The organism is Streptomyces sp. NPDC051940 (assembly GCF_040680895.1).
GTDB lineage: Bacteria > Actinomycetota > Actinomycetes > Streptomycetales > Streptomycetaceae > Streptomyces.
In genome coordinates, this window is the sequence record NZ_JBFAXR010000012.1 from 14809 (window position 1) to 35974 (window position 21166).

General features: G+C 71.2%; 19 protein-coding genes. 16 read left to right on the plus strand and 3 right to left on the minus strand.

The genetic code is table 11. The features are described 5' to 3' along the window. Positions 1–17 precede the first annotated feature (17 nt). From nuoE to nuoN, 10 genes are read left to right on the plus strand one after another with little or no spacing between them, the layout of a single operon-like run. Positions 18–743 (plus strand): NADH-quinone oxidoreductase subunit NuoE, encoded by a 726-nt coding sequence (gene nuoE, locus AB0M28_RS07775; protein ID WP_365399688.1) that lies wholly within the window; start codon positions 18–20, stop codon positions 741–743. After that, positions 743–2086: an NADH-quinone oxidoreductase subunit NuoF gene (nuoF, locus tag AB0M28_RS07780; RefSeq protein WP_365399423.1), complete on the plus strand. Its 1344-nt coding sequence runs from the start codon at positions 743–745 to the stop codon at positions 2084–2086. Before nuoE ends, nuoF begins: the two co-directional genes overlap by 1 nt. A gap of 34 nt (positions 2087–2120) precedes the next feature. After that, entirely contained in the window at positions 2121–4631 is a 2511-nt protein-coding gene (locus tag AB0M28_RS07785) for an NADH-quinone oxidoreductase subunit G (protein ID WP_365399426.1), read from the plus strand. Between the two features lie 38 nt (positions 4632–4669). After that, a complete protein-coding gene (gene nuoH / locus AB0M28_RS07790; RefSeq protein ID WP_365399691.1) occupies positions 4670–5992 on the plus strand; it encodes an NADH-quinone oxidoreductase subunit NuoH in 1323 nt (440 codons plus the stop codon). Continuing rightward, positions 5985–6575, plus strand: a complete 591-nt coding sequence (gene nuoI, locus AB0M28_RS07795; RefSeq protein WP_365399429.1) for an NADH-quinone oxidoreductase subunit NuoI — start codon at positions 5985–5987, stop codon at positions 6573–6575. The genes nuoH and nuoI overlap by 8 nt, the downstream gene beginning before the upstream one ends. Next, the gene (locus AB0M28_RS07800) at positions 6572–7441 is read left to right on the plus strand and encodes an NADH-quinone oxidoreductase subunit J (RefSeq protein ID WP_365399432.1); all 870 of its coding nucleotides are present in this window, start codon (positions 6572–6574) and stop codon (positions 7439–7441) included. The genes nuoI and AB0M28_RS07800 overlap by 4 nt, the downstream gene beginning before the upstream one ends. Then, positions 7438–7737, plus strand: coding sequence for an NADH-quinone oxidoreductase subunit NuoK (gene nuoK, locus AB0M28_RS07805; protein WP_365399434.1), 300 nt, complete (start codon positions 7438–7440; stop codon positions 7735–7737). The genes AB0M28_RS07800 and nuoK overlap by 4 nt, the downstream gene beginning before the upstream one ends. Positions 7738–7750: 13 nt before the next feature. Beyond that, on the plus strand, positions 7751–9646 hold the full coding sequence (nuoL, locus tag AB0M28_RS07810) for an NADH-quinone oxidoreductase subunit L (RefSeq protein ID WP_365399437.1): 1896 nt from the start codon (positions 7751–7753) through the stop codon (positions 9644–9646). Between the two features lies 1 nt (position 9647). Continuing rightward, positions 9648–11294 carry an NADH-quinone oxidoreductase subunit M gene (locus tag AB0M28_RS07815; RefSeq protein WP_365399440.1) on the plus strand — a complete coding sequence of 549 codons (1647 nt, stop codon included), beginning with the start codon at positions 9648–9650 and terminating at the stop codon, positions 11292–11294. Continuing rightward, on the plus strand, positions 11291–12940 hold the full coding sequence (gene nuoN / locus AB0M28_RS07820; RefSeq protein WP_365399443.1) for an NADH-quinone oxidoreductase subunit NuoN: 1650 nt from the start codon (positions 11291–11293) through the stop codon (positions 12938–12940). The genes AB0M28_RS07815 and nuoN overlap by 4 nt, the downstream gene beginning before the upstream one ends. A 51-nt stretch (positions 12941–12991) precedes the next feature. Here the strand turns inward: nuoN and AB0M28_RS07825 are convergent, their stop codons facing one another. Continuing rightward, positions 12992–13267, minus strand: coding sequence for a hypothetical protein (locus AB0M28_RS07825; RefSeq protein ID WP_365399446.1), 276 nt, complete (start codon positions 13265–13267; stop codon positions 12992–12994). Between the two features lie 11 nt (positions 13268–13278). After that, positions 13279–14472 (minus strand): fumarylacetoacetase, encoded by a 1194-nt coding sequence (gene fahA, locus AB0M28_RS07830; protein WP_365399449.1) that lies wholly within the window; start codon positions 14470–14472, stop codon positions 13279–13281. Between the two features lie 232 nt (positions 14473–14704). Here fahA and AB0M28_RS07835 point away from each other — a divergent pair, with 232 nt between their 5' ends. Continuing rightward, the gene (locus AB0M28_RS07835; protein ID WP_365399452.1) at positions 14705–15715 is read left to right on the plus strand and encodes a polyprenyl synthetase family protein; all 1011 of its coding nucleotides are present in this window, start codon (positions 14705–14707) and stop codon (positions 15713–15715) included. Between the two features lie 217 nt (positions 15716–15932). Beyond that, positions 15933–17084, plus strand: coding sequence for a hypothetical protein (locus AB0M28_RS07840; protein ID WP_365399455.1), 1152 nt, complete (start codon positions 15933–15935; stop codon positions 17082–17084). A gap of 96 nt (positions 17085–17180) precedes the next feature. On the opposite strand, the gene AB0M28_RS07845 is transcribed toward AB0M28_RS07840, so the two are convergent. Then, positions 17181–17645 carry a GNAT family N-acetyltransferase gene (locus AB0M28_RS07845; protein ID WP_365399458.1) on the minus strand — a complete coding sequence of 155 codons (465 nt, stop codon included), beginning with the start codon at positions 17643–17645 and terminating at the stop codon, positions 17181–17183. A 247-nt stretch (positions 17646–17892) separates the two neighbouring features. On the opposite strand from AB0M28_RS07845, the gene AB0M28_RS07850 reads away from it, so the two are divergent. From AB0M28_RS07850 to AB0M28_RS07865, 4 genes are all read left to right on the plus strand, one after another. Beyond that, entirely contained in the window at positions 17893–18438 is a 546-nt protein-coding gene (locus tag AB0M28_RS07850) for a toxin-antitoxin system HicB family antitoxin (RefSeq protein WP_365399461.1), read from the plus strand. 106 nt (positions 18439–18544) lie between these two features. Next, entirely contained in the window at positions 18545–19384 is an 840-nt protein-coding gene (locus AB0M28_RS07855; protein ID WP_365399464.1) for a DUF4097 family beta strand repeat-containing protein, read from the plus strand. Positions 19385–19410: 26 nt separating this feature from the next. Continuing rightward, complete coding sequence (locus AB0M28_RS07860; protein ID WP_365399467.1) at positions 19411–20379, plus strand: ATP-binding cassette domain-containing protein; 969 nt, start codon at positions 19411–19413, stop codon at positions 20377–20379. Continuing rightward, positions 20376–21143 carry an ABC transporter permease gene (locus tag AB0M28_RS07865; RefSeq protein WP_365399470.1) on the plus strand — a complete coding sequence of 256 codons (768 nt, stop codon included), beginning with the start codon at positions 20376–20378 and terminating at the stop codon, positions 21141–21143. The genes AB0M28_RS07860 and AB0M28_RS07865 overlap by 4 nt, the downstream gene beginning before the upstream one ends. Positions 21144–21166 lie beyond the last annotated feature (23 nt).

The following is a 21166-nucleotide window of genomic DNA, read 5'->3' on the forward strand; positions in this document are numbered from 1 at the left end:
AAGGGGTCAGCCTGGGGATGCCGCAGCTCCCCGCCCCCGACTATCCCGCCGAGGTCCGCGCCCGGCTGGACGCCGACGCGGCCGAGCTCGTCGCGCGCTACCCCGACAGCCGCTCCGCGCTGCTGCCGCTGCTGCACCTGGTGCAGGCGGAGGAGGGGTACGTGACGCGGACCGGCGTCCGGTTCTGCGCCGAGACGCTGGACCTGACGACGGCCGAGGTGACCGCGGTCGCCACCTTCTACTCCATGTACCGGCGCAAGCCGTCCGGCGAGTACCAGGTGGGCGTGTGCACCAACACGCTGTGCGCGGTCATGGGCGGCGACGCCATCTTCGAGGCGCTGCAGGAGCACCTCGCCGTGGGCAACGGGGAGACCACCGGCGACGGCAAGGTCACCCTGGAGCACATCGAGTGCAACGCGGCCTGCGACTTCGCGCCGGTGGTGATGGTCAACTGGGAGTTCTTCGACAACCAGACCATCGAGTCCGCGAAGCAGCTGGTCGACGAGCTGCGGGCGGGCGGCGAGGTCGCGCCCACCCGCGGCGCGAGGCTGTGCACCTTCAAGGAGACCTCGCGGATCCTGGCGGGCTTCCCCGACCAGCGCGAGGGCGCGGTCGCCGAGAGCGGCGGCGCCGGTCCCGCCTCGCTGGCGGGGCTGAAGCTGGCCAAGGGCGAGACCGGGAAGGTCGTCTCGCCCCGGTCGCACGCCGCAGAGCCACCCGTCACCGATGAGGAGGGGAAGTGATGTCGGTGACCGCCGAGATCAACGAGACGAGCCCCGACAAGCTGCTCTCCCCGGTGCTCTCCGCCTTCTGGGACGACCCCGAGTCCTGGACGCTCGCGACGTATCTGCGTCACGACGGCTACCAGGGCCTGAAGAAGGCCCTGGCCATGCAGCCCGACGACGTCATCGCGTACGTCAAGGACTCCGGGCTGCGCGGGCGCGGCGGCGCGGGCTTCCCCACCGGGATGAAGTGGCAGTTCATCCCGCAGGGCGACGGCAAGCCGCACTACCTCGTCGTCAACGCCGACGAGTCGGAGCCGGGCACCTGCAAGGACATCCCGCTGCTCTTCGCCAACCCGCACTCCCTGATCGAGGGCATCGTGATCGCGTGCCACGCGATCCGCTCGGGCCACGCCTTCATCTATCTGCGCGGCGAGGTCGTCCCGGTGCTGCGCCGGCTGCACGAGGCGGTGCGCGAGGCGTACGCCGCGGGCTACCTCGGCAAGAACGTGCTGGGCTCCGGCTTCGACCTGGAGCTGACGGTGCACGCGGGCGCGGGCGCGTACATCTGCGGTGAGGAGACCGCGCTGCTCGACTCGCTGGAGGGGCGGCGCGGACAGCCCAGGCTGCGGCCGCCGTTCCCGGCGGTCGAGGGCCTCTACGCCTGCCCGACCGTGGTGAACAACGTCGAGTCCATCGCGTCGGTGCCGGCGATCATGCACCGGGGCAAGGACTGGTTCAAGTCGATGGGGTCGGAGAAGTCCCCCGGCTTCACGCTCTACTCGCTGAGCGGGCACGTCGCCCGCCCCGGGCAGTACGAGGCACCGCTCGGGATCACGCTGCGCCAGCTGCTCGAGATGGGCGGCGGGATGCGGCCCGGCCACCGGCTGAAGTTCTGGACGCCGGGCGGGTCGTCGACGCCGATGTTCACCGAGGAGCACCTCGACGTACCGCTGGACTACGAGGGTGTGGGCGCCGCGGGCTCCATGCTCGGCACGAAGGCGCTGCAGTGCTTCGACGAGACGACGTGCGTCGTGCGGGCCGTCACCCGGTGGACCGAGTTCTACGCGCACGAGTCCTGCGGCAAGTGCACGCCGTGCCGCGAGGGCACGTACTGGCTGGTCCAGCTGATGCGGGACATCGAGGCCGGGAAGGCGTCGATGGCGGATCTCGACAAGATCTACGACATCGCCGACAACATCAACGGCAAGTCCTTCTGCGCGCTGGGCGACGGCGCCGCGGCGCCGATCTTCTCGTCCCTGAAGTACTTCCGCGACGAGTACGAGCAGCATGTCACGGGCAAGGGCTGCCCCTTCGACCACACGAAGTCCACGCTGTGGGCGGATTCGGGGGCGTCCGCATGAGTTCCGTACACGAGTCCCACCCGGAGGTGGACGCATGACCGTCACGGCATCCTCGGGGTCCGCCCCCGCCGGGGGAGGCGCGGCGATCCCGCCGGAAGACCTGGTGTCGCTGACCATCGACGGCGTCGAGATCAGCGTCCCCAAGGGCACCCTGGTGATCCGGGCCGCCGAGCAGCTCGGGATCGAGATCCCGAGGTTCTGCGACCACCCCGCCCTCGACCCCGCCGGCGCCTGCCGCCAGTGCATCGTCGAGGTCGAGGGCCAGCGCAAGCCCATGGCCTCCTGCACGATCACCTGCACCGACGGCATGGTCGTCAAGACCCAGCTGTCCAGCCCCGTCGCCGAGAAGGCGCAGCGCGGTGTGATGGAGCTGCTGCTCATCAACCACCCGCTGGACTGCCCCGTCTGCGACAAGGGCGGCGAGTGCCCGCTGCAGAACCAGGCCATGAGCCACGGCCAGGCCGACAGCCGCTTCGAGGGCAGGAAGCGCACCTTCGAGAAGCCGGTCCCGATCAGCGCCCAGGTGCTGCTCGACCGCGAGCGCTGCGTGCTCTGCGCGCGCTGCACCCGCTTCTCCAACCAGATCGCCGGCGACCCGATGATCGAACTGCTGGAGCGCGGCGCGCTGCAGCAGGTGGGTACGGGGGAGGGCGACCCGTTCGAGTCGTACTTCTCCGGCAACACCATCCAGATCTGCCCGGTCGGCGCGCTCACCTCGAAGATGTACCGCTTCCGCTCCCGGCCCTTCGACCTGGTGTCGAGCCCGAGCGTGTGCGAGCACTGCGCCGGCGGCTGCGCCACCCGCACCGACCACCGGCGCGGCAAGGTCATGCGGCGGCTCGCCGCCAACGACCCGGAGGTCAACGAGGAGTGGATGTGCGACAAGGGCCGCTTCGGCTTCCGCTACGCCCAGCTCCCCGACCGGCTCACCACCCCGCTCGTACGGAACGCGGAGACCGGTGAGCTGGAGCCCGCCTCCTGGCCGGAGGCCCTCGACGCCGCCGCCTCGGGGCTCGCGGGCGCGAAGGGCCGCACCGGCGTGCTCACCGGCGGCCGGCTGACCGTCGAGGACGCCTACGCCTACGCCAAGTTCGCCCGGGTCGCGCTCGACACCAACGACATCGACTTCCGGGCCCGCGCGCACTCCGCGGAGGAGGCCGAGTTCCTCGCCGCCCGCGTCGCCGGGCAGGGGCTCGACCTCGACGGGAGCGGGGTGTCGTACACCGCGCTGGAGCAGGCGCCCGCGGTGCTGCTCGCCGGGTTCGAGTCGGAGGAGGAGGCCCCCGGCGTCTTCCTGCGGCTGCGCAAGGCCTGGCGCAAGCACCAGCAGCGCACCTTCTCCCTCGCCACCCACACCACCCGGGGCCTGGCGAAGGCCGGCGGCACCCTGCTGCCCGCCGCGCCCGGCACCGAACCGCAGTGGCTGGACGCCCTCGCCACCGGCCAGGGCCTCGGCGACGACGGCACGCGCGCGGCCGAGGCCCTGCGCGAGCCGGGTGCCGTGATCATCGTCGGCGAGCGCCTGGCGGCCGTGGCCGGCGGGCTCACCGCCGCCGCCCGGCTCGCGGACGCCACCGGCGCCGCGCTGGTGTGGATCCCGCGCCGCGCCGGCGAGCGCGCCGCGATCGAGGCCGGCGCCCTGCCCGGGCTGCTGCCGTACGGCCGTCCCGCGACCGACCCCGAGGCCCGCGCGCAGACCGCCACGGCCTGGGGGCTGGGCGAACTGCCCAGCAGGCACGGCCGCGACACCGCGCAGATCGTCGCGGCCGCCGCGGGCGGCGAACTGGGCGCGCTGGTCGTCGGCGGCGTCGAGGTCGCGGACCTGCCCGACCCGGCGCTGGCGCGCGAGGCCCTCGCACAGGTCGGCTTCGTCGTCAGCCTGGAGCAGCGGCCCAGCGAGGTCACCGCGCACGCCGACGTCGTGCTCCCGGTGGCCGCGGTCGCCGAGAAGTCCGGCACGTTCCTCAACTGGGAGGGCCGCGCCCGGCCGTTCGAGGCCGCGCTCAAGCCCGACCAGATGACCCGCCGGCTCGCCCCGGCCGACCACCGCGTGCTGACCATGCTGGCCGACGCCATGGACGTACACCTGGGCACGCCCGACGTCCGCACCGTCCGCGCCGAGCTGGAGCGGCTCGGGGTGTGGACGGGTGCCCGCCCCGCGGCGCCCGCCGACTCCACCCGCGCCCTGCCCGACCCGCAGTCCGGCCAGGCCGTCCTAGCCGGACACCGGCTGCTGCTGGACGACGGGCGGCTGCAGGAGGGCGACGAGGCGCTCGCCGCCACCCGGCACGCCGCCGTGGCCCGGCTCTCCCCGGCCACCGCGGACGAGGCCGGCGTCAAGGACGGCGACGTGCTCGCCGTCACCGGCCCGCGCGGCGCCGTGACCCTGCCCCTGCAGGTGACCGCGGAGATGCCGGACCGCGTGGTCTGGCTGCCGCTGCGGTCGACGGCCCCCGGCGTCACCGACGCGACGGGCGCGCAGCCCGGCGACATGGTGACGGTGGGCCCGGCGACCGCAGCCACCACCCAGGAGGTGACCCAGTGAGCACGCTCACCACCCTCGCCGTCACCGAGGACCTCACCATGTTCGGCCGCGACACCTGGTGGCTGGTCCTGCTGAAGGCGGTCTTCTGCTTCGCGTTCCTGATGGTGATCGTCCTCATGTCGATCGTCTTCGAGCGCAAGGTCGTCGGCTGGATGCAGCTGCGCATCGGCCCCAACCGGCACGGTCCGTGGGGTCTGCTGCAGTCCCTCGCGGACGGCGTGAAGCTGATGCTGAAGGAGGACATCACCGTCAAGGGCGCGGCGAAGGCGGTGTACATCCTGGCGCCGATCGTCGCCACGGTGCCCGCCTTCATGGCCATCGCGGTGATCCCCTTCGGCCCCGCCGACAACGAGGTCTCGATCTTCGGCGAGCGCACCACGATGCAGCTGACCGACCTGCCGGTCGCGATGCTCTTCGTGCTGGCCACCGCGTCGATCGCGGCGTACGGCGTGGTGCTCGCCGGCTGGTCCTCCGGCTCGACCTACCCGCTGCTCGGCGGCGTCCGGGCGACAGCCCAGGTGATCTCGTACGAGGTCGCGATGGGCCTGTCCTTCGCCGCGGTCTTCATGTACTCCGGCTCCATGTCCACCTCGACGATCGTCGAGGCCCAGCAGGAGCGCTGGTTCGTCATCCTGCTGCCGGTCTCCTTCCTGATCTACCTGGTGGCCATGGTCGGCGAGGCGCACCGCGCGCCCTTCGACATGCCGGAGTCCGAGGGCGACCTGGTCGGCGGCTTCAACACCGAGTACTCGTCGATCAAGTTCGCGCTCTTCATGCTCAGCGAGTACGTCCACCTGGTGACCGTCTCCGCGATCGCCGTGACGCTCTTCCTCGGCGGCTGGCGCGCCCCGGCGCCGGTCAGCAGCGTCTGGGAGGGCGCCAACAGCGGCTGGTGGCCGATGCTCTGGTTCACCGTGAAGCTGCTCGCGCTGATCTTCTTCTTCGTCTGGATCCGCGCCGCCCTGCCGCGCGTGCGCTACGACCAGTTCATGAAGCTGGGCTGGAAGATCCTCATCCCGGTCTCCATGGTCTGGCTGATGCTCGTCGCCACGGTCCGCGCGCTGCGCAACGAGGACTACGACTTCCAGCAGATCGTGCTCTACGTCGGCGGCGGCGTCCTGGCCCTGCTCCTCCTCTCCTTCGTCGTGGACTTCTTCCGCGAGCAGGGCGAGAAGGAGAAGGCCGCGCAGGAGGCGTACGCGAAGAAGGACTTCGACCCGATGGCCGGCGGTTTCCCCGTACCCCCGCTGCCCGGCCAGACCCTGCCGCCCGTCCCGCGCCGCCCCTCGCGGCAGCGGGAGCTCGTGGGCGGTGCAGCACCCGAGACCACCGGAGAAGGCAAGGAGGACGACGGTGTCTGACGACAAGCCCAAGCGGCTGAACCCCGTCGCCGGCTTCGGCGTGACCTTCAAGGCCATGTTCAAGAAGCGGCTGACCGAGCAGTACCCGGAGTACAAGAAGCCCACCGCCCCGCGCTTCCACGGCCGCCACCAGCTCAACCGGCATCCGGACGGCCTGGAGAAGTGCATCGGCTGCGAGCTGTGCGCCTGGGCCTGCCCGGCCGACGCGATCTACGTCGAGGGCGCGGACAACACCGACGAGGAGCGCTACTCGCCGGGCGAGCGCTACGGCCGCGTCTACCAGATCAACTATCTGCGCTGCATCCTGTGCGGACTGTGCGTCGAGGCGTGCCCCACCCGGGCGCTGACCATGACCAACGAGTACGAACTCGCCGACTCCTCCCGCGAATCGCTCATCTACACCAAGGAGGAGCTGCTCGCGGGCCTGGAGGAGGGCATGGTCGACTCCCCGCACGCGATCTTCCCCGGGATGACCGAGAAGGACTACTACTCGGGTCTCGTCACCGAGGCCGCCCCGGGCACGGAGCGGCAGGTGGCGGTCAGCAAGGGCGAGCAGCCGACCGGTGAGGAGGCCGGGGTATGAACGCTCTTGCAGCCACCTACCAGACCTCGTCCGGCGAGGCCGCCCAGTTCTGGGTGCTGGCCGTGTTCGCCGTGGCCGGGGCGCTGGGCACGGTGTGGATGAAGCGCTCCGTGCACTCCGCGCTCTGCCTCGCCGGGACGATGGTGATCCTCGCCGTCTTCTACCTGGCGAACGGCGCGTACTTCCTGGGCGTCGTGCAGATCGTCGTCTACACCGGCGCGGTCATGATGCTCTTCCTCTTCGTGCTGATGCTCGTCGGCATCACCGCCGCCGACTCGCTGAAGGAGACCATCAAGGGCCAGCGGCTGATGGCCGTCGTCTGCGGGATCGGCTTCGGCGTCCTGCTGATGGCCGGGCTCGGCAACGCCTCCCTCACCCAGTTCAACGGGCTGAAGGAGGCCAACGCCGGCGGCAACGTCCAGGGCCTGGCCCAGCTGATCTTCACCAAGTACGTCTTCGCCTTCGAGCTCACCGGCGCCCTGCTGATCACCGCGGCCGTCGCCGGCATGGTGCTCACGCACAAGGAGCGCACCGAGCGAGCGCTCACCCAGCGCGAGCAGGCGGAGGCCCGGGTCAAGGACGGCACGCAGGTCACCCCGCTGCCGGCGCCCGGCGTCTACGCCCGGCACAACGCGGTCGACATTGCGGGCCTGCTGCCCGACGGCACCCCGTCGGAGCTCACCGTCATCCAGACCCTGCGCGACCGCGGCCAGGTCCGCGACGTCTCGGAGCAGGCGCTGAACGATCTGGCCGCGCTGGAGCAGCGCACCGCCGACTACCAGGGCAAGGAGGAGTCCGTGAGCACCCGCAAGCCCGGGAGCCCCCGTAACTCCGACAGCTCCCGGACGGAGGTGGACGCGAAGTGAACCCGGTCAACTATCTCTATCTGGCCGCCCTGCTCTTCACCATCGGCGCCGCCGGGGTGCTGATCCGGCGCAACGCGATCATCGTCTTCATGTGCATCGAGCTGATGCTGAACGCCTGCAACCTGACGCTGGTCACCTTCTCCCGGATGCACGGCAACCTCGACGGCCAGATCATCGCGTTCTTCACGATGGTCGTCGCCGCCGCCGAAGTCGTGGTCGGCCTGGCGATCATCGTCTCGCTCTACCGCTCCCGTCACTCGGCCTCGGTCGACGACGCCAGCCTGATGAAGCTGTAAGGGGTACGTACCAGTGGAGTCACTCATCGGATTGCTCGTCGCGGCGCCGCTGCTGGGTGCTGCCCTGCTGCTCTGCGGCGGGCGACGGCTGGACGGGATCGGGCATGTGCTCGGCACGGTCCTCGCGTTCGCGTCCTTCGGAATCGGTCTGGCGCTCTTCGCCGACATGCTCGGCAAGGACCCCGACGACCGGGGCCTGCACACCACGCTCTACAGCTGGATCCCGGTGGAGGGCTTCCAGGCGGACGTCGGCTTCCAGCTGGACCAGCTGTCGATGACGTTCGTGCTGCTGATCACCGGCGTCGGATCGCTGATCCACATGTACTCGATGGGGTACATGGAGCACGACGAGAAGCGGCGCCGCTTCTTCGGCTATCTGAACCTGTTCCTCGCGGCGATGCTGCTGCTCGTCCTCGCCGACAACTACCTGCTGCTGTACGTCGGCTGGGAGGGCGTGGGTCTCGCGTCGTACCTGCTGATCGGCTTCTGGCAGCACAAGCCCAGTGCGGCGACCGCGGCGAAGAAGGCGTTCATCGTCAACCGGGTCGGCGACGTCGGCCTGTCCATCGCCATCATGATCATGTTCACCACCTTCGGCACCTTCGCCTTCGGGCCGGTGCTGGGGGCGGCGGCGGACACCGGTGAGGGCAAGCTCACGGCCATCGGCCTGATGCTGCTGCTCGCCGCCTGCGGCAAGTCGGCCCAGGTGCCGCTGCAGTCCTGGCTCGGCGACGCGATGGAGGGCCCGACCCCGGTGTCGGCGCTCATCCACGCGGCGACGATGGTGACGGCGGGCGTGTACCTGATCGTGCGGTCGGGCGCCATCTTCAACGGGGCGCCGGATGCCCAGCTGGCGGTCGTCGTGGTCGGCGCGGTCACGCTGCTCTTCGGTGCGATCGTCGGTTGCGCGAAGGACGACATCAAGAAGGGCCTCGCGGGCTCGACGATGTCGCAGATCGGCTACATGATCCTGGCGGCCGGCCTCGGCCCGATCGGCTACGTCTTCGCGATCATGCACCTGGTCACGCACGGCTTCTTCAAGGCGGGCCTCTTCCTCGGCGCCGGTTCGGTCATGCACGGCATGAACGACGAGGTCGACATGCGGAAGTACGGCGGGCTGCGCAAGCACATGCCGATCACCTTCGTGACGTTCGGGCTCGGCTATCTGGCGATCATCGGCATGTTCCCGCTGTCCGGCTTCTTCTCCAAGGACGGGATCATCGAGGCCGCCTTCGCCAAGGGCGGCAACGAGGGTCTGATCCTCGGCGGGGTCACGCTGCTCGGCGCCGCGATCACCGCGTTCTACATGACGCGCATGATGATCATGACGTTCTTCGGCGAGAAGCGCTGGCAGCCGGACGCGGACGGCCACGAGCCGCACCCGCACGAGTCGCCCAAGTCCATGACGATCCCGATGATCCTGCTGGCCTTCGGGTCGGTCTTCGCGGGCGCGTTCTTCGCCCTCGGCGACCGGTTCCTGAAGTGGCTGGAGCCGGTGACCGCGCACGAGCACGGCGACCCGGCGTACAGCGCGGGCGTCATCTCCGCGGCGGCCCTCACCTGCATGGCGATCGGCGTCGCCGGGGCCTGGGCGATGTACGCCCGCCGTCCCGTGCCGGTCGTCGCCCCGCGCGGCTCGCTGCTCACCCGGGCGGCCCGGCGCGATCTGCTGCAGGACGACTTCAACCACGTCGTGCTGGTCAAGCCCGGCGAGTACCTCACCCGCGGCCTGGTCTACCTCGACCACTCGGTGGTCGACGGGGTCGTGAACGGCACCGCGGCGTCCGTGGGCGGGCTCTCCGGCCGGCTGCGCCGGATCCAGAACGGCTTCGCCCGCTCGTATGCGGTCTCGATGTTCGGCGGCGCGGCGGTGCTCATCGCCGCCACCCTGCTGATGAGGGCGGTCTGATATGTCTTTCCCCTTGCTGACGGCGACGGCCGCGGTCCCCGCCCTCGGGGCGATCGCCACGGCCGCCGTGCCCGCGGCCAAGCGCACCACCGCCAAGTGGCTGGCGCTGCTGGTGTCGGTGGCGACGCTGGTGCTGGCGATCGTGGTCGCGGTCCGGTTCGAGCCGGGCGGCGCGCGCTACCAGCTCACCGAGTCGCATGCCTGGATCAAGGACTTCGGGGTCCGTTACGAACTGGGCGTCGACGGCATCGGCGTCGCGCTGGTGCTGCTGACCGCGCTGCTGATCCCGTTCATCATCGCGGCCGGCTGGAACGACGCCGACCCCCTGGAGACCAACTCCTCGCGCTGGCGGCCCACCCAGGGCTTCTTCGCCCTGATCCTGGGCGTCGAGGCGATGGTGATCATCTCCTTCGAGGCCACCGACGTCTTCCTCTTCTACATCTTCTTCGAAGCCATGCTCATCCCGATGTACTTCCTCATCGGCGGCTTCGGCGACCGCGCCCACCAGCACGGCGAGGAGGAGGCGGCGCGGCAGCGCTCGTACGCGGCCGTGAAGTTCCTCCTCTACAACCTGGTCGGCGGCCTGATCATGCTGGCCGCGGTGATCGGCGTCTTCGTCGTCACCAGCGACCAGCTCGGCGCCGGCACCTTCTCCCTGCCGGAGATCCTCCAGGCCCGGGCGAACGGCGACCTGTCGATGAGCACCAGCACCGAACGCTGGCTGTTCCTCGGCTTCTTCTTCGCTTTCGCCGTCAAGGCCCCGCTGTGGCCGCTGCACACCTGGCTGCCCAACGCCATGGGCGAGTCGACGGCGCCGGTCGCCGTGCTGATCACCGCGGTGGTCGACAAGGTCGGCACCTTCGCGATGCTCCGCTACTGCCTCGGCCTCTTCCCGGAGGCCAGCGAGTGGGCCACGCCGGCGATCCTGGTGCTCGCGCTGATCAGCATCATCTACGGCGCGCTGCTGGCCGTCGGCCAGCGGGACATCAAGCGGCTGGTGGCGTACGCGTCGATCTCCCACTTCGGGTTCATCATCCTCGGCATCTTCGTGATGACCTCGCAGGGCCAGAGCGGTGCCACGCTGTACATGGTCAACCACGGGATCTCGACGGCCGCGCTGATGCTGGTGGCCGGGTTCCTGATCTCGCGGCGCGGGTCGCGGCTCATCGCCGACTACGGCGGGGTGCAGAAGGTGGCGCCGGTGCTCGCGGGCACGTTCCTGGTGGGCGGTCTGGCCACCCTGTCGCTGCCGGGACTGGCGCCGTTCGTCAGCGAGTTCCTGGTGCTGGTCGGGGCCTTCGCCCGCTATCCGGCCGTCGGGATCATCGCCACCCTCGGCATCATCCTGGCCGCGCTGTACGTCCTCGTCCTGTACCAGCGGACGATGACCGGCCCGGTGCGCGAGGGCGTCGAGAAGCTGCCCGACCTGAAGGTGCGCGAGCTGCTGGTGGTGGCCCCGCTGATCGCGCTGCTGATCGGCCTGGGCATCTACCCCAAGCCCCTCACCGACATCGTCAACCCCGCCGTGGAGCAGACGATGTCCGACGTACAGAAGAAGGACCCCGCGCCCGACCAGCCGGTCACGGACGCGGGCTGGTTCGACTACCAGCCGGCGCACGCCGAGAGTGCTGACGGAGGCCACGAGTGAGCACCATGAACTCTGTCCACAGCCTGTGGACGGTGGCGCAGGAGCCGGCGAAGTTCGAGGCGCCGCACATCGAGTACGGACAGCTGCTGCCCGTACTGATCGTGCTGGGCGTGGCGGTCGCGGGCGTGCTGGTCGAGGCGTTCCTGCCGCGCGGCAGCCGGTACGTGACGCAGACGGTGCTGGCCTTCGCGGGTCTGGCGGCCGCGTTCGGCTCGGTGATCTCGCTGGCCCTCGACGGGTACGCGACGAAGGACGCGGGTGTCATCGCGATGGGCGCCATCGCGATGGACGGGCCGGCGCTGTTCCTGCAGGGCACGATCCTGCTGGTGGCGGCGGTGGCGGTGTTCACCTTCGCCGAGCGGCGGCTGGACCCCCAGCAGCACGGGCGGCACGTGGACTCGTTCGCCGCGCAGGGCTCGGCGGTGCCGGGCGGCGAGGCCGAACAGGCCGCGGTCAAGGCGGGCTTCACGACCACCGAGGTCTACCCGCTGGCGATGTTCGCCGTCTCCGGCATGCTGATCTTCCCGGCCGCGAACGACCTGCTGACGCTGTTCGTGGCGCTGGAGGTCTTCTCCCTGCCGCTGTACCTGCTGTGCGCCCTGGCCCGCCGCAAGCGGCTCATGTCGCAGGAGGCCGCGGTCAAGTACTTCCTGCTCGGGGCGTTCTCCTCCGCCTTCCTGCTGTTCGGCATCGCCCTGCTGTACGGGTACGCGGGGACGGTCACGTACTCCGGGATCGCCGAGGTCGTCGAGGGCACCAAGCAGAACGTGGACCCGGCCCTCGCCGGGACGATGGGCAACGACGCGCTGCTGCTCATCGGCGGGGCGATGATCCTTGTGGGTCTGCTCTTCAAGGTCGGCGCGGTGCCGTTCCACATGTGGACGCCCGACGTCTACCAGGGCGCCCCGACGCCGGTGACGGGCTTCATGGCCGCCGCCACGAAGGTCGCCGCGTTCGGCGCGCTGCTGCGGCTGCTCTACGTCGTACTGCCGGGCCTGCGCTGGGACTGGCGGCCGGTGATGTGGGGCGTCGCGATCGCGACGATGGTGATCGGCGCGATCCTCGCCGTGACCCAGACGGACGTGAAGCGGCTGCTGGCGTACTCCTCGATCGCGCACGCGGGCTTCATCCTCGCGGGTGTCACCGCGGCGACGCCCGACGGCGTCTCGTCGGTCCTCTTCTACCTGGGTGCCTACTCCTTCGTCACGCTCGGCGCGTTCGCCGTGGTGACGCTGGTGCGGGACGCGGGCGGCGAGGCGACGCACCTGTCGAAGTGGGCGGGTCTGGGCCGGCGTTCGCCGCTGGTGGCGGCGGTCTTCGCGGTGTTCCTGCTGGCCTTCGCCGGTATCCCGCTGACGTCCGGGTTCTCCGGCAAGTTCGCGGTGTTCAAGGCCGCGGCGGAGGGCGGGGCGGTGCCGCTGGTGGTGATCGGTGTGATCTCCTCGGCGATCGCCGCGTTCTTCTACATCCGGGTGATCGTGCTGATGTTCTTCAGCGAACCGAAGGCCGACGGCCCGTCGGTGGCGGTCCCGTCGGCCCTGACGACGACGGCGATCGCGATCGGCGTGGCCGTCACCCTGGTCCTGGGCCTCGCCCCCCAGTACTTCCTGGACCTGGCATCCGACGCGGGCGTGTTCGTGCGCTGAGCGGCGGGACGACGAAGGCCCCCGGGGGTGCCCCGGGGGCCTTCGTCGTACTCAGAACCAGGGCGGATCCGCCGGCCGGCCGAACGCGCCGTCCAGGCAGCCGTCCCGCCACTCGGACACCCTGCCGGGGAAGTCCATGCCCTCCGAGCACAGGGCATCGGCGGCGGATCCGGGATCGCCGTCTCCCCGGACCTGTACGGCGACGCCCAGGCCGCGCCGGTAGCCGTCCTCGTACTGCCGCCGCGCCGAGTTCGGGCCGGCCACCGTCGACCAGATCATCCAGGCGAGGCCCGACAGCCCGACGAGGAGCGCTACGGCACAGCCCACCCAGCCGCGCATCACACGGCCGGCGTGATCCGCCCCGCGACCTCCCCGAGGCCGATGCGCGTGCCGTCCGGGCCCGGGGCCCAGGCGGTGAGGACGACCTCGTCGCCGTCCGCCAGGAAGGGGCCCTTGCCCTGGGTGAGCTCCAGCAGGCAGCCCAGCTGGTCCGGCTCGGGGCCGGAGACCGTGCCGGAGGCGTAGAGGTCGCCCGTGCGCAGCGAGGCGCCGTTGACCGTCATATGGGCCAGCTGCTGGGCGGCCGTCCAGTACATGGCGGAGAACGGCGGGTTCGACACCGCCTCGCCGTTGATCCGGACCTCGATGCGCAGGTCCAGCCCGTCCGGCTCGTCCGCCGAGTCGTCGAGGTAGGGCAGCAGCTCGTGGGTACGGGCCGGGGGCGCCGTACGCGCCGCCTCGAGGGCGTCCAGCGGGGTGACCCAGGCGGAGACGGAGGTGGCGAAGGACTTGCCGAGGAACGGGCCCAGCGGGACGTACTCCCAGGCCTGCAGGTCGCGCGCCGACCAGTCGTTGAGCAGGCACACCCCGAAGACGTGCTCGCGGAAGTCGCCGCGCGCCACCGGCGTACCCGTCGGGGAGGGCGTACCGACGACGAAGGCGACCTCCGCCTCGATGTCCAGCCGCACCGAGGGCCCGAAGACCGGCACCGGATCCGCCGGCGTCTTGCGCTGGCCGGACGGCCGGACGACCGGGGTCCCGGAGACGACGATCGTTCCGGAGCGGCCGTGGTACCCGATCGGGAGGTGCTTCCAGTTCGGGGTGAGCGGATCGGGCGAGTCGGGCCGGAAGATGCGCCCCACGTTGGAGGCGTGGTGCTCGCTGGCGTAGAAGTCGACGTAGTCCGCGACCTCGAAGGGCAGCCGCATCGTCACGTCGTCGAGGGGGCGCAGCAGCGGCTCCACGGCGGCCCGGTGGGCCGGCTCGGTCAGCCACGCGCGCAGCTCGGCCCGTACCGCCTGCCAGACGGTGCGCCCGGCGGCCATGAGCGGGTTGAGGGTGGGCGCCGCGAGCAGCTCGGCGTGGTCCGAGGAGAGCGCGGCGGCCGCGGCGCCGGCGTCCAGCACGTGGTCGCCGTGGCGTACGCCGATCCGCGGGGTGCTGTCCTCCGCGGTGGTGAAGACGCCGTACGGGAGGTTCTGCGGGCCGAAGGGGTGGCCTTCGGCGAGGTCGAGCGGGCTCTGCTCGGGCATGTCCGTTCCTCGGTGTCCCTGGTCGGTGGTGGGCTGCCCGCTCACATTACGTTCAGCGGGCACCCGTAGGGGAAGCCGCCCACTGTGATCGTTACGTGACCGGATACGCTGCGAACGTGGTGCAAGGTGGTGCCTGGCGACACATCGACATTCCACTGCGTTGTCCGTACAGACAGTCCAATCCGCATTCCGACGCGCTTCGCGTGAGCGTCTGCAGACAGGAGGAGCCCTCGTGACCGTGGTCGCACCCTTCGGGCTCAGCGTTCGGGACGAGGCTCTCGAGGCCGACGTCCAGGCCGGGTTGGCGGCCGTCGAGGAGGGGCTCCTCGAGGCGACGAAGAGCGACGTGCCGTTCATCACCGGGGCCGCGCAGCACCTCGTACGGGCCGGCGGGAAGCGCTTCCGTCCGCTGCTGGTGATGCTCGCCGCGCAGTTCGGTGACCCGCACGCGCCCGGCGTCGTCCCGTCCGCCGTGGTGGTGGAGCTGACCCATATGGCGACGCTGTACCACGACGACGTGATGGACGAGGCCGACATGCGGCGGGGCGTGCCCTCCGCGAACACCCGCTGGGACAACTCGGTGGCCGTCCTCACGGGCGACTTCCTCTTCTCGCGGGCCTCCAACATACTGGCCGACCTGGGACCCGAGGCCGTGCGGATCCAGGCCCAGGCGTTCGAGCGCCTGGTCACCGGCCAGATCCTGGAGACGGCCGGCCCGCAGGCGGGCCGCGACCCCATCGACCACTACCTCGAGGTCCTCTCCGGCAAGACCGGCTCGCTGATCGCCGTCGCCGGCCGCTTCGGCGCGCTGCTGTCGGGCGCCTCGGACTCCGTGATCGACGTGCTCACGCAGTACGGCGAGCGGATCGGCATGGCCTTCCAGCTCGCCGACGACGTACTGGACATCGCCTCCGACTCCCACGAGTCCGGCAAGACCCCGGGTACGGACCTGCGCGAGGGCATCCCCACGCTGCCCGTGCTCCATCTGCGGGCCGCGGCGGCGCGCGACGGCCTGCCCGCGGACCTGGAGCTGTGCGCGCTGCTGGACGGCGACCTCACGGACGACGCCCGGCACGCGGAGGCCCTGGCCCGGCTGCGCGAGCACCCGGCGCTCGACCAGGCCCGGCGGGACACCATCCGCTACGCCGAGGAGGCGCGGTCGATGCTCTCCGCCCTGCCGCAGAGCGCGGCGCGCGCGGCGCTGGAGGGGCTGTGCGAGGCGGTCGTCCAGCGCACGGGCTGATGGTGTGTTCGGGCGCCTGCCCCTAGGGGTCCGTACCCCCGTGGTAGCCCACCCTCTCCTCCGCGCGGCGTAGCGCCTTCGGGCCCCGAGGCTGACGACCGCGGGGCGCGGATTTGGTGTGATGGAGTCCGGCCTGGGGGCCACCTTACGCACATCGGGTGACAATGAACCCGAGGGTGGACGAGTGCCGGACCGCACACTACGGAGGTAGGACGACATGGCACAGATCCGACCGGAACAGCCCGTCGACGTGGAGCCGCCGGAGCGTCCCCGCAAGGCGCTGCGGTACGGCGTACCGCTGGGCATCGCGGGTGTCACCGCGCTCACGATCGGGCTCGTGCCGGCGCTGGCGCAGACCGGTGACGGCCTGGACGACATCTCCGCCGAGGATCTGATCACCAAGGTCCTGGAGTCCGACGTGGAGACGGTCCAGGGCACGGTGAAGGTGCAGACGGACCTCGGGCTGCCCGCCCTGCCGGCGGGCCTGGGCGGCGACAAGGGTTCGAGCGCCGACCCGACGGAGAACCTGACCTCGCTGCTGTCCGGCGAGAGCAAGCTGCAGGTGGCGGCGGACGGCCCCGACAAGCAGAAGGTCACCCTGGTCGGCAAGGGCGGCAAGGACTACACCGTGCTGCACAGCGGCGACGACCTGTGGGCGTACGGCGCCGGGTCCGACGAGGTGTTCCACGGCACGGGCGTGGACGCGGCCGCCGCCGACGCCGAGAAGAAGGACGGCGGCGAGCACGGGCTGCCGGACGACCTGGCGGACCTCAGCCCGCGCGAGCTGGCCCAGGAGGCGCTGGAGCGGACCGCGGACACCTCGTCCGTGACGGTCGCCGGTACGACGAGCGTCGCCGGCCAGGACGCGTACCAGCTGAGGATCGCGCCCAAGCAGGACGCGTCGACGGTCAAGGACATCCGGATCGCCGTCGCCGAGACCGGCGTACCGCTGAAGTTCACGCTGACCACGGACGACAACACCAAGGTCCTCGATGTGGGCTTCACGCAGGTGGACTTCGCCAAGCCCGACGCGGGCACCTTCGCCTACAAGCCGCCGGCGGGCGCGCAGGTCACCGAGAAGGACCTGGGCGAGCGCGAGGCGGCGCCCGACAAGGGCCAGGCGCCAGCGTGGGCGAAGGACGTCGAGACGCACGGCTCCGGCTGGACGACGGTCGGCGAGATCTCCCTGCCGGCCGGAGCGCTGGACGAGGACGGCGCGGGCATGATGCTGGACACCTTCACCGAGAAGGCCGACGGCGGGCGGCTGTTCTCGACGCCTCTGGTGAACGCACTGGTCACGGACGACGGGAAGGTCTTCTTCGGGGCCGTGGACGCGGACGAGCTGAGCAAGGTGGCGGCGGAGAACTGACGGTCGCGGTATGCGTGTGGAACGGGCCGTCCTCTTGCGGGGCGGCCCGTTTCGTACGGGCCGTCCCCTCGGCGGGGCGGCCCGTTTCGTACGTCCCTACCTCACCAGTTCCAGCAGGAACTCGTCCGTGACCTTCCCGCGGCCGGCGGCGTAGCCGGAGTCCTCGCCGACGACCACGAAGCCCAGCTTCTCCAGCACCCGCAGGGAGCCCACGTTGTCCGTGGCGGCGCGGGCGTACAGCGGGCGCTCGGGGATCAGGTGGAGAAACTCGGTGAGCGCCTGGGTGGCCAGGCCCTTGCCCCAGTACTCGCGGGCCAGCCAGTACGTGATCTCGCGCCGGCCGTCGGCCTCGTAGGCGCCGACCCAGCCGATGACGTCGCCGGTGAAGACGATGGTGCGGTTGACGACCGTGTCGTCGTCGAGGAGCCGGGCCCAGTGGGCGTCGAACGCTTCGCGGTCGCCGGGGTTCTCCGCGGTGAAGGCGGCCATGCGTACGGCCTCGGGGTCCTTCTGGTACTCGAAGAACGCGGGCAGGTCGGCTTCGTCGACGTCACGCAGCATTCGGGCTCCCTTCGGCTGTCCTCCCAGTGTGGTCGAGACGGGCTGCGGGCGCGCTCCGTTTCCCGAAGTGCTGCGGTGACGGATGGCGCCGGATGGCGTCTGGTGGTGCCATTGTGGCGCCTGGGTGGTGTCATTTGGCGCCCTGTCTCTTTCGGGGGTGGATCTGTGAGTGCCGTGTGAACTGCGGAAGCATGGGATGGTGTCGCATTGGCTTGCGGTGGCGCCAAAGTGGTGCCATGATGGCGTCATGGACCTCACGCCGTACGTCAACAACCTCCGTCACGAGCTGGCCGTCGCCGCCGAGGCCGGCGGTGAGGACGCGCGTGTCCTCGCCGAGCGGCTGACCGCGCCGCTGGAGTCGGCGACGCGCCTGGCACTGCTCGGGGTCCTGTCGGACGCGATGGGTGAGATCACCCGTGAGCTGGCGCCGGGGTCCGTGGACGTCCGGCTGCGCGGACTGGACCCGCAGTTCGTGGTGAGCATGCCGCCCGGCGACTACGAGCACCGGGGACCCGGAGGCGTCAGCCCCGAGCAGCCCGCCCCGCCAGCGCCGCTGCCCCCGCTGCCGCCGGAGGGCGACGAGGGAGCCGCGGCGCGGATCAACCTGCGGCTGCCGGCGCACCTGAAGCAGCGGGCTGAGGAGGCCGCGGCCCGGGACGGGCTGTCGCTCAACGCCTGGCTGGTACGGGCGGTCGGCGCCGCGGTCGACCCCGAGGCCGGCGTCCGGTACGAACCGCCCGCCGCCCACCGGGGGCACCACCGGGGCCAGAGCTACACCGGCTGGGTCGGCTAGCGCCCACCCGCGACACCGCGACACCGCGACACCGCACGGCCGCACCACCATCCACCACCTCCCGCCGACACCGGGAGGCCCCACGAGCCACGAGGACGGGACAGCCATGCCTACTTTCGACACCCCGCGGCCCATCGACGTCACCGTCGACATCGAGATGGGCCTCGTCCGCTTCACCGCCGCCGACACCGCCGAGACCGTGGTCGAGGTGCTGCCCGGCAGCGACTCCGCCGAGCGCGACGTGAAGGCCGCCCGGGAGACCCGCGTGGACTTCTCCGGCGGTCGGCTCGAGGTCCGTACGCCCAAGTCCCGGGTCGTCTTCGGCCGTCCGGGCTCGGTCACCGTCCACATCACCGTGCCCGCCGGATCCCGGCTGACCGGCACGGCGGCGATCAGCGACTTCGTCGGCGAGGGTCCGTTCGGCGACTGCCGGCTGAAGACCGCCGCGGGCAAGATCCGTCTCGAAACCGTCGGTGCGGCCCGGCTCACCACCCAGCTCGGCGACATCACCGTCGGCGACATGGCCGGGGACGCCGACGTCTCCTCCAGCACGGGGGAGATCCAGATCGGCAGCATCGACGGCGCGGCCGTCGTGCAGAACTCCAACGGCGCCGTCCGGATCGGGGTCTGCACCGGAAGCCTCGAGGTGAAGGCCCCCAACGGCCGGACGACCGTCGGCCTCGCGGAGTCCTCCGTGAAGTGGAAGGCGTCCGCGGGGAGCCTGGTGCTGGAGGAGGTCGTGCGTGGCACTTTCGACCTCGAGACCCGGGCCGGCGACATCGAGATCGGCATCCGTGAGGGCACAGCCGCCTGGCTGGACGCCAAGTCGCAGGTGGGTGGCGTGCACAACGCCCTGCCCGCCTCCGAGGGGCCGAAGGGCTCCGCCGAGACCGCCGACATCAAGGCCCGGACCGCCATCGGCAGCATCACCGTCCGCCGTCCGTGAGACCGGCCGCGTCGAAGGAGCCCGCCATGACGACGGCACCCCCGGCCATCAGCGCCCTCGGACTGCGCAAGTCCTACGGCGGGAAGACGGTCCTGGACGGGATCGACCTGCGTGTCCCGCAGGGCACGGTGTTCGCCCTGCTCGGCCCGAACGGCGCCGGCAAGACCACCACGGTGCAGATCCTCTCCACGCTGATCCCCGCCGACGGCGGCCAGGCGCAGGTCGCCGGGCACCAACTGGCCGGCGGGACCGGTGATCTCGACCCGGTCCGCCGGGCGATCGGCGTGACCGGCCAGTTCTCCGCCGTGGACAACCTCCTCACCGGCGAGGAGAACCTGCTGCTGATGGCCGACCTGCACCACCTCGGCCGCCGGGCGGGCCGCAGCCGCGCCGCCTCACTGCTGCGGACCTTCGAGCTGGAGGACGCCGCGCACACGGTGGCCGCGGAGTACTCCGGCGGCATGCGGCGCCGGCTCGACCTGGCGATGACGCTGGTGGGCCGGCCCAGGATCATCTTCCTCGACGAGCCCACCACCGGCCTCGACCCCCGCAGCCGCCGCACCATGTGGGAGCTGATCCGCGGCCTGGTCACCGGGGACGGCGTCACGGTCTTCCTCACCACCCAGTACCTGGAGGAGGCGGACCGGCTCGCCGACCGGATCGCCGTCCTGGACGGCGGCCGGATCGTCGCCGAGGGCACCCCGGAGGAGCTGAAGCGGCGTATCCCCGGCGGACACGTCCGGCTCGGTTTCGCGGACGGGCACCGACTGGCCGCGGCCGCCGCGGCGCTCGGCGTCCCCGGTCCACGCGACGACTCGCTCAGCCTGCGCGTCCCCAGCGACGGCAGCATCCCCGCCCTGCGCGCGCTGCTCGACCGGCTGGACGACGCGGCGGTGGAGGCGGAGCGGCTGACGGTGCACACCCCCGACCTGGACGACGTGTTCCTCACCCTCACCGGCGCCGGCCGGTCCCGTACCGGGGAGGTCCCGCGATGAGTTCGCTGTCCTACGCCGCCCGCGACTCGCTGACGATGCTGCGGCGCAACGTCAAACACGCCCGCCGCTACCCGTCGATGACCGTCGGCGTGCTGATGATGCCGGTCGTCATGCTGCTGCTCTTCGTCTACGTCTTCGGCGGCGCGATGAGCGCGGGCATCGGCCGCGGCGCGTACGTCGACTACGTCGCCCCCGGCATCCTGCTCATCGCGGCGGCCTCGGCGGCGCTGACGGCGTCGGTGTCCGTGGCCACCGACATGACCGAGGGCATCATCAACCGCTTCCGCACGATGGCGATATCCCGGGCCTCGGTGATGACCGGTCATGTCGCGGGCTGTGTCCTGCTCACGCTCGCCAGCCTGGTGCTGGTGACGGGCCTCGCCGTGGCGGTGGGCTTCCGCCCCGACGCCTCGCCGGTGGAGTGGCTGGCGGCCGTGGGCGTCCTGGCCCTCATCACGCTGGCCCTGTCATGGCTGGGCGCCGCGATGGGCATGACCGCCAAGACAGTGGAGGCGGCCAGTAACTCCCCGATGCCGCTGCAGTTCCTGCCGATGCTGGGCAGCGCCTTCGTCCCGACGGACACGATGCCCACGGGCGCCCGGCTGTTCGCCGAGTACCAGCCGTTCACCCCGGTCAACGAGACCCTGCGGGGCCTGCTCACCGGGTCGGAGATAGGCGGCGCCGGGTGGACGGCCCTGGGCTGGGGCGTGGGGCTGTCGGTCGTGGGCTATCTCCGGGCCCGGTCGGTGTTCCGGCGGGGGTGAGGGCCCTGAGGGCCGCTCGAACC

Coding starts and splice junctions, on each gene's coding strand:
- AB0M28_RS07855 (WP_365399464.1), top strand. CDS start 18,545: ATGCCTACTTTCGACACCCCGCGGCCCATCGACGTCACCGTCGACATC.
- fahA (WP_365399449.1), bottom strand. CDS start 14,472: ATGCCCGAGCAGAGCCCGCTCGACCTCGCCGAAGGCCACCCCTTCGGC.
- AB0M28_RS07845 (WP_365399458.1), bottom strand. CDS start 17,645: ATGCTGCGTGACGTCGACGAAGCCGACCTGCCCGCGTTCTTCGAGTAC.
- AB0M28_RS07815 (WP_365399440.1), top strand. CDS start 9,648: ATGTCTTTCCCCTTGCTGACGGCGACGGCCGCGGTCCCCGCCCTCGGG.
- nuoE (WP_365399688.1), top strand. CDS start 18: ATGCCGCAGCTCCCCGCCCCCGACTATCCCGCCGAGGTCCGCGCCCGG.
- nuoF (WP_365399423.1), top strand. CDS start 743: ATGTCGGTGACCGCCGAGATCAACGAGACGAGCCCCGACAAGCTGCTC.
- AB0M28_RS07850 (WP_365399461.1), top strand. CDS start 17,893: ATGGACCTCACGCCGTACGTCAACAACCTCCGTCACGAGCTGGCCGTC.
- AB0M28_RS07840 (WP_365399455.1), top strand. CDS start 15,933: ATGGCACAGATCCGACCGGAACAGCCCGTCGACGTGGAGCCGCCGGAG.
- AB0M28_RS07865 (WP_365399470.1), top strand. CDS start 20,376: ATGAGTTCGCTGTCCTACGCCGCCCGCGACTCGCTGACGATGCTGCGG.
- AB0M28_RS07785 (WP_365399426.1), top strand. CDS start 2,121: ATGACCGTCACGGCATCCTCGGGGTCCGCCCCCGCCGGGGGAGGCGCG.
- AB0M28_RS07800 (WP_365399432.1), top strand. CDS start 6,572: ATGAACGCTCTTGCAGCCACCTACCAGACCTCGTCCGGCGAGGCCGCC.
- nuoH (WP_365399691.1), top strand. CDS start 4,670: ATGTTCGGCCGCGACACCTGGTGGCTGGTCCTGCTGAAGGCGGTCTTC.
- AB0M28_RS07860 (WP_365399467.1), top strand. CDS start 19,411: ATGACGACGGCACCCCCGGCCATCAGCGCCCTCGGACTGCGCAAGTCC.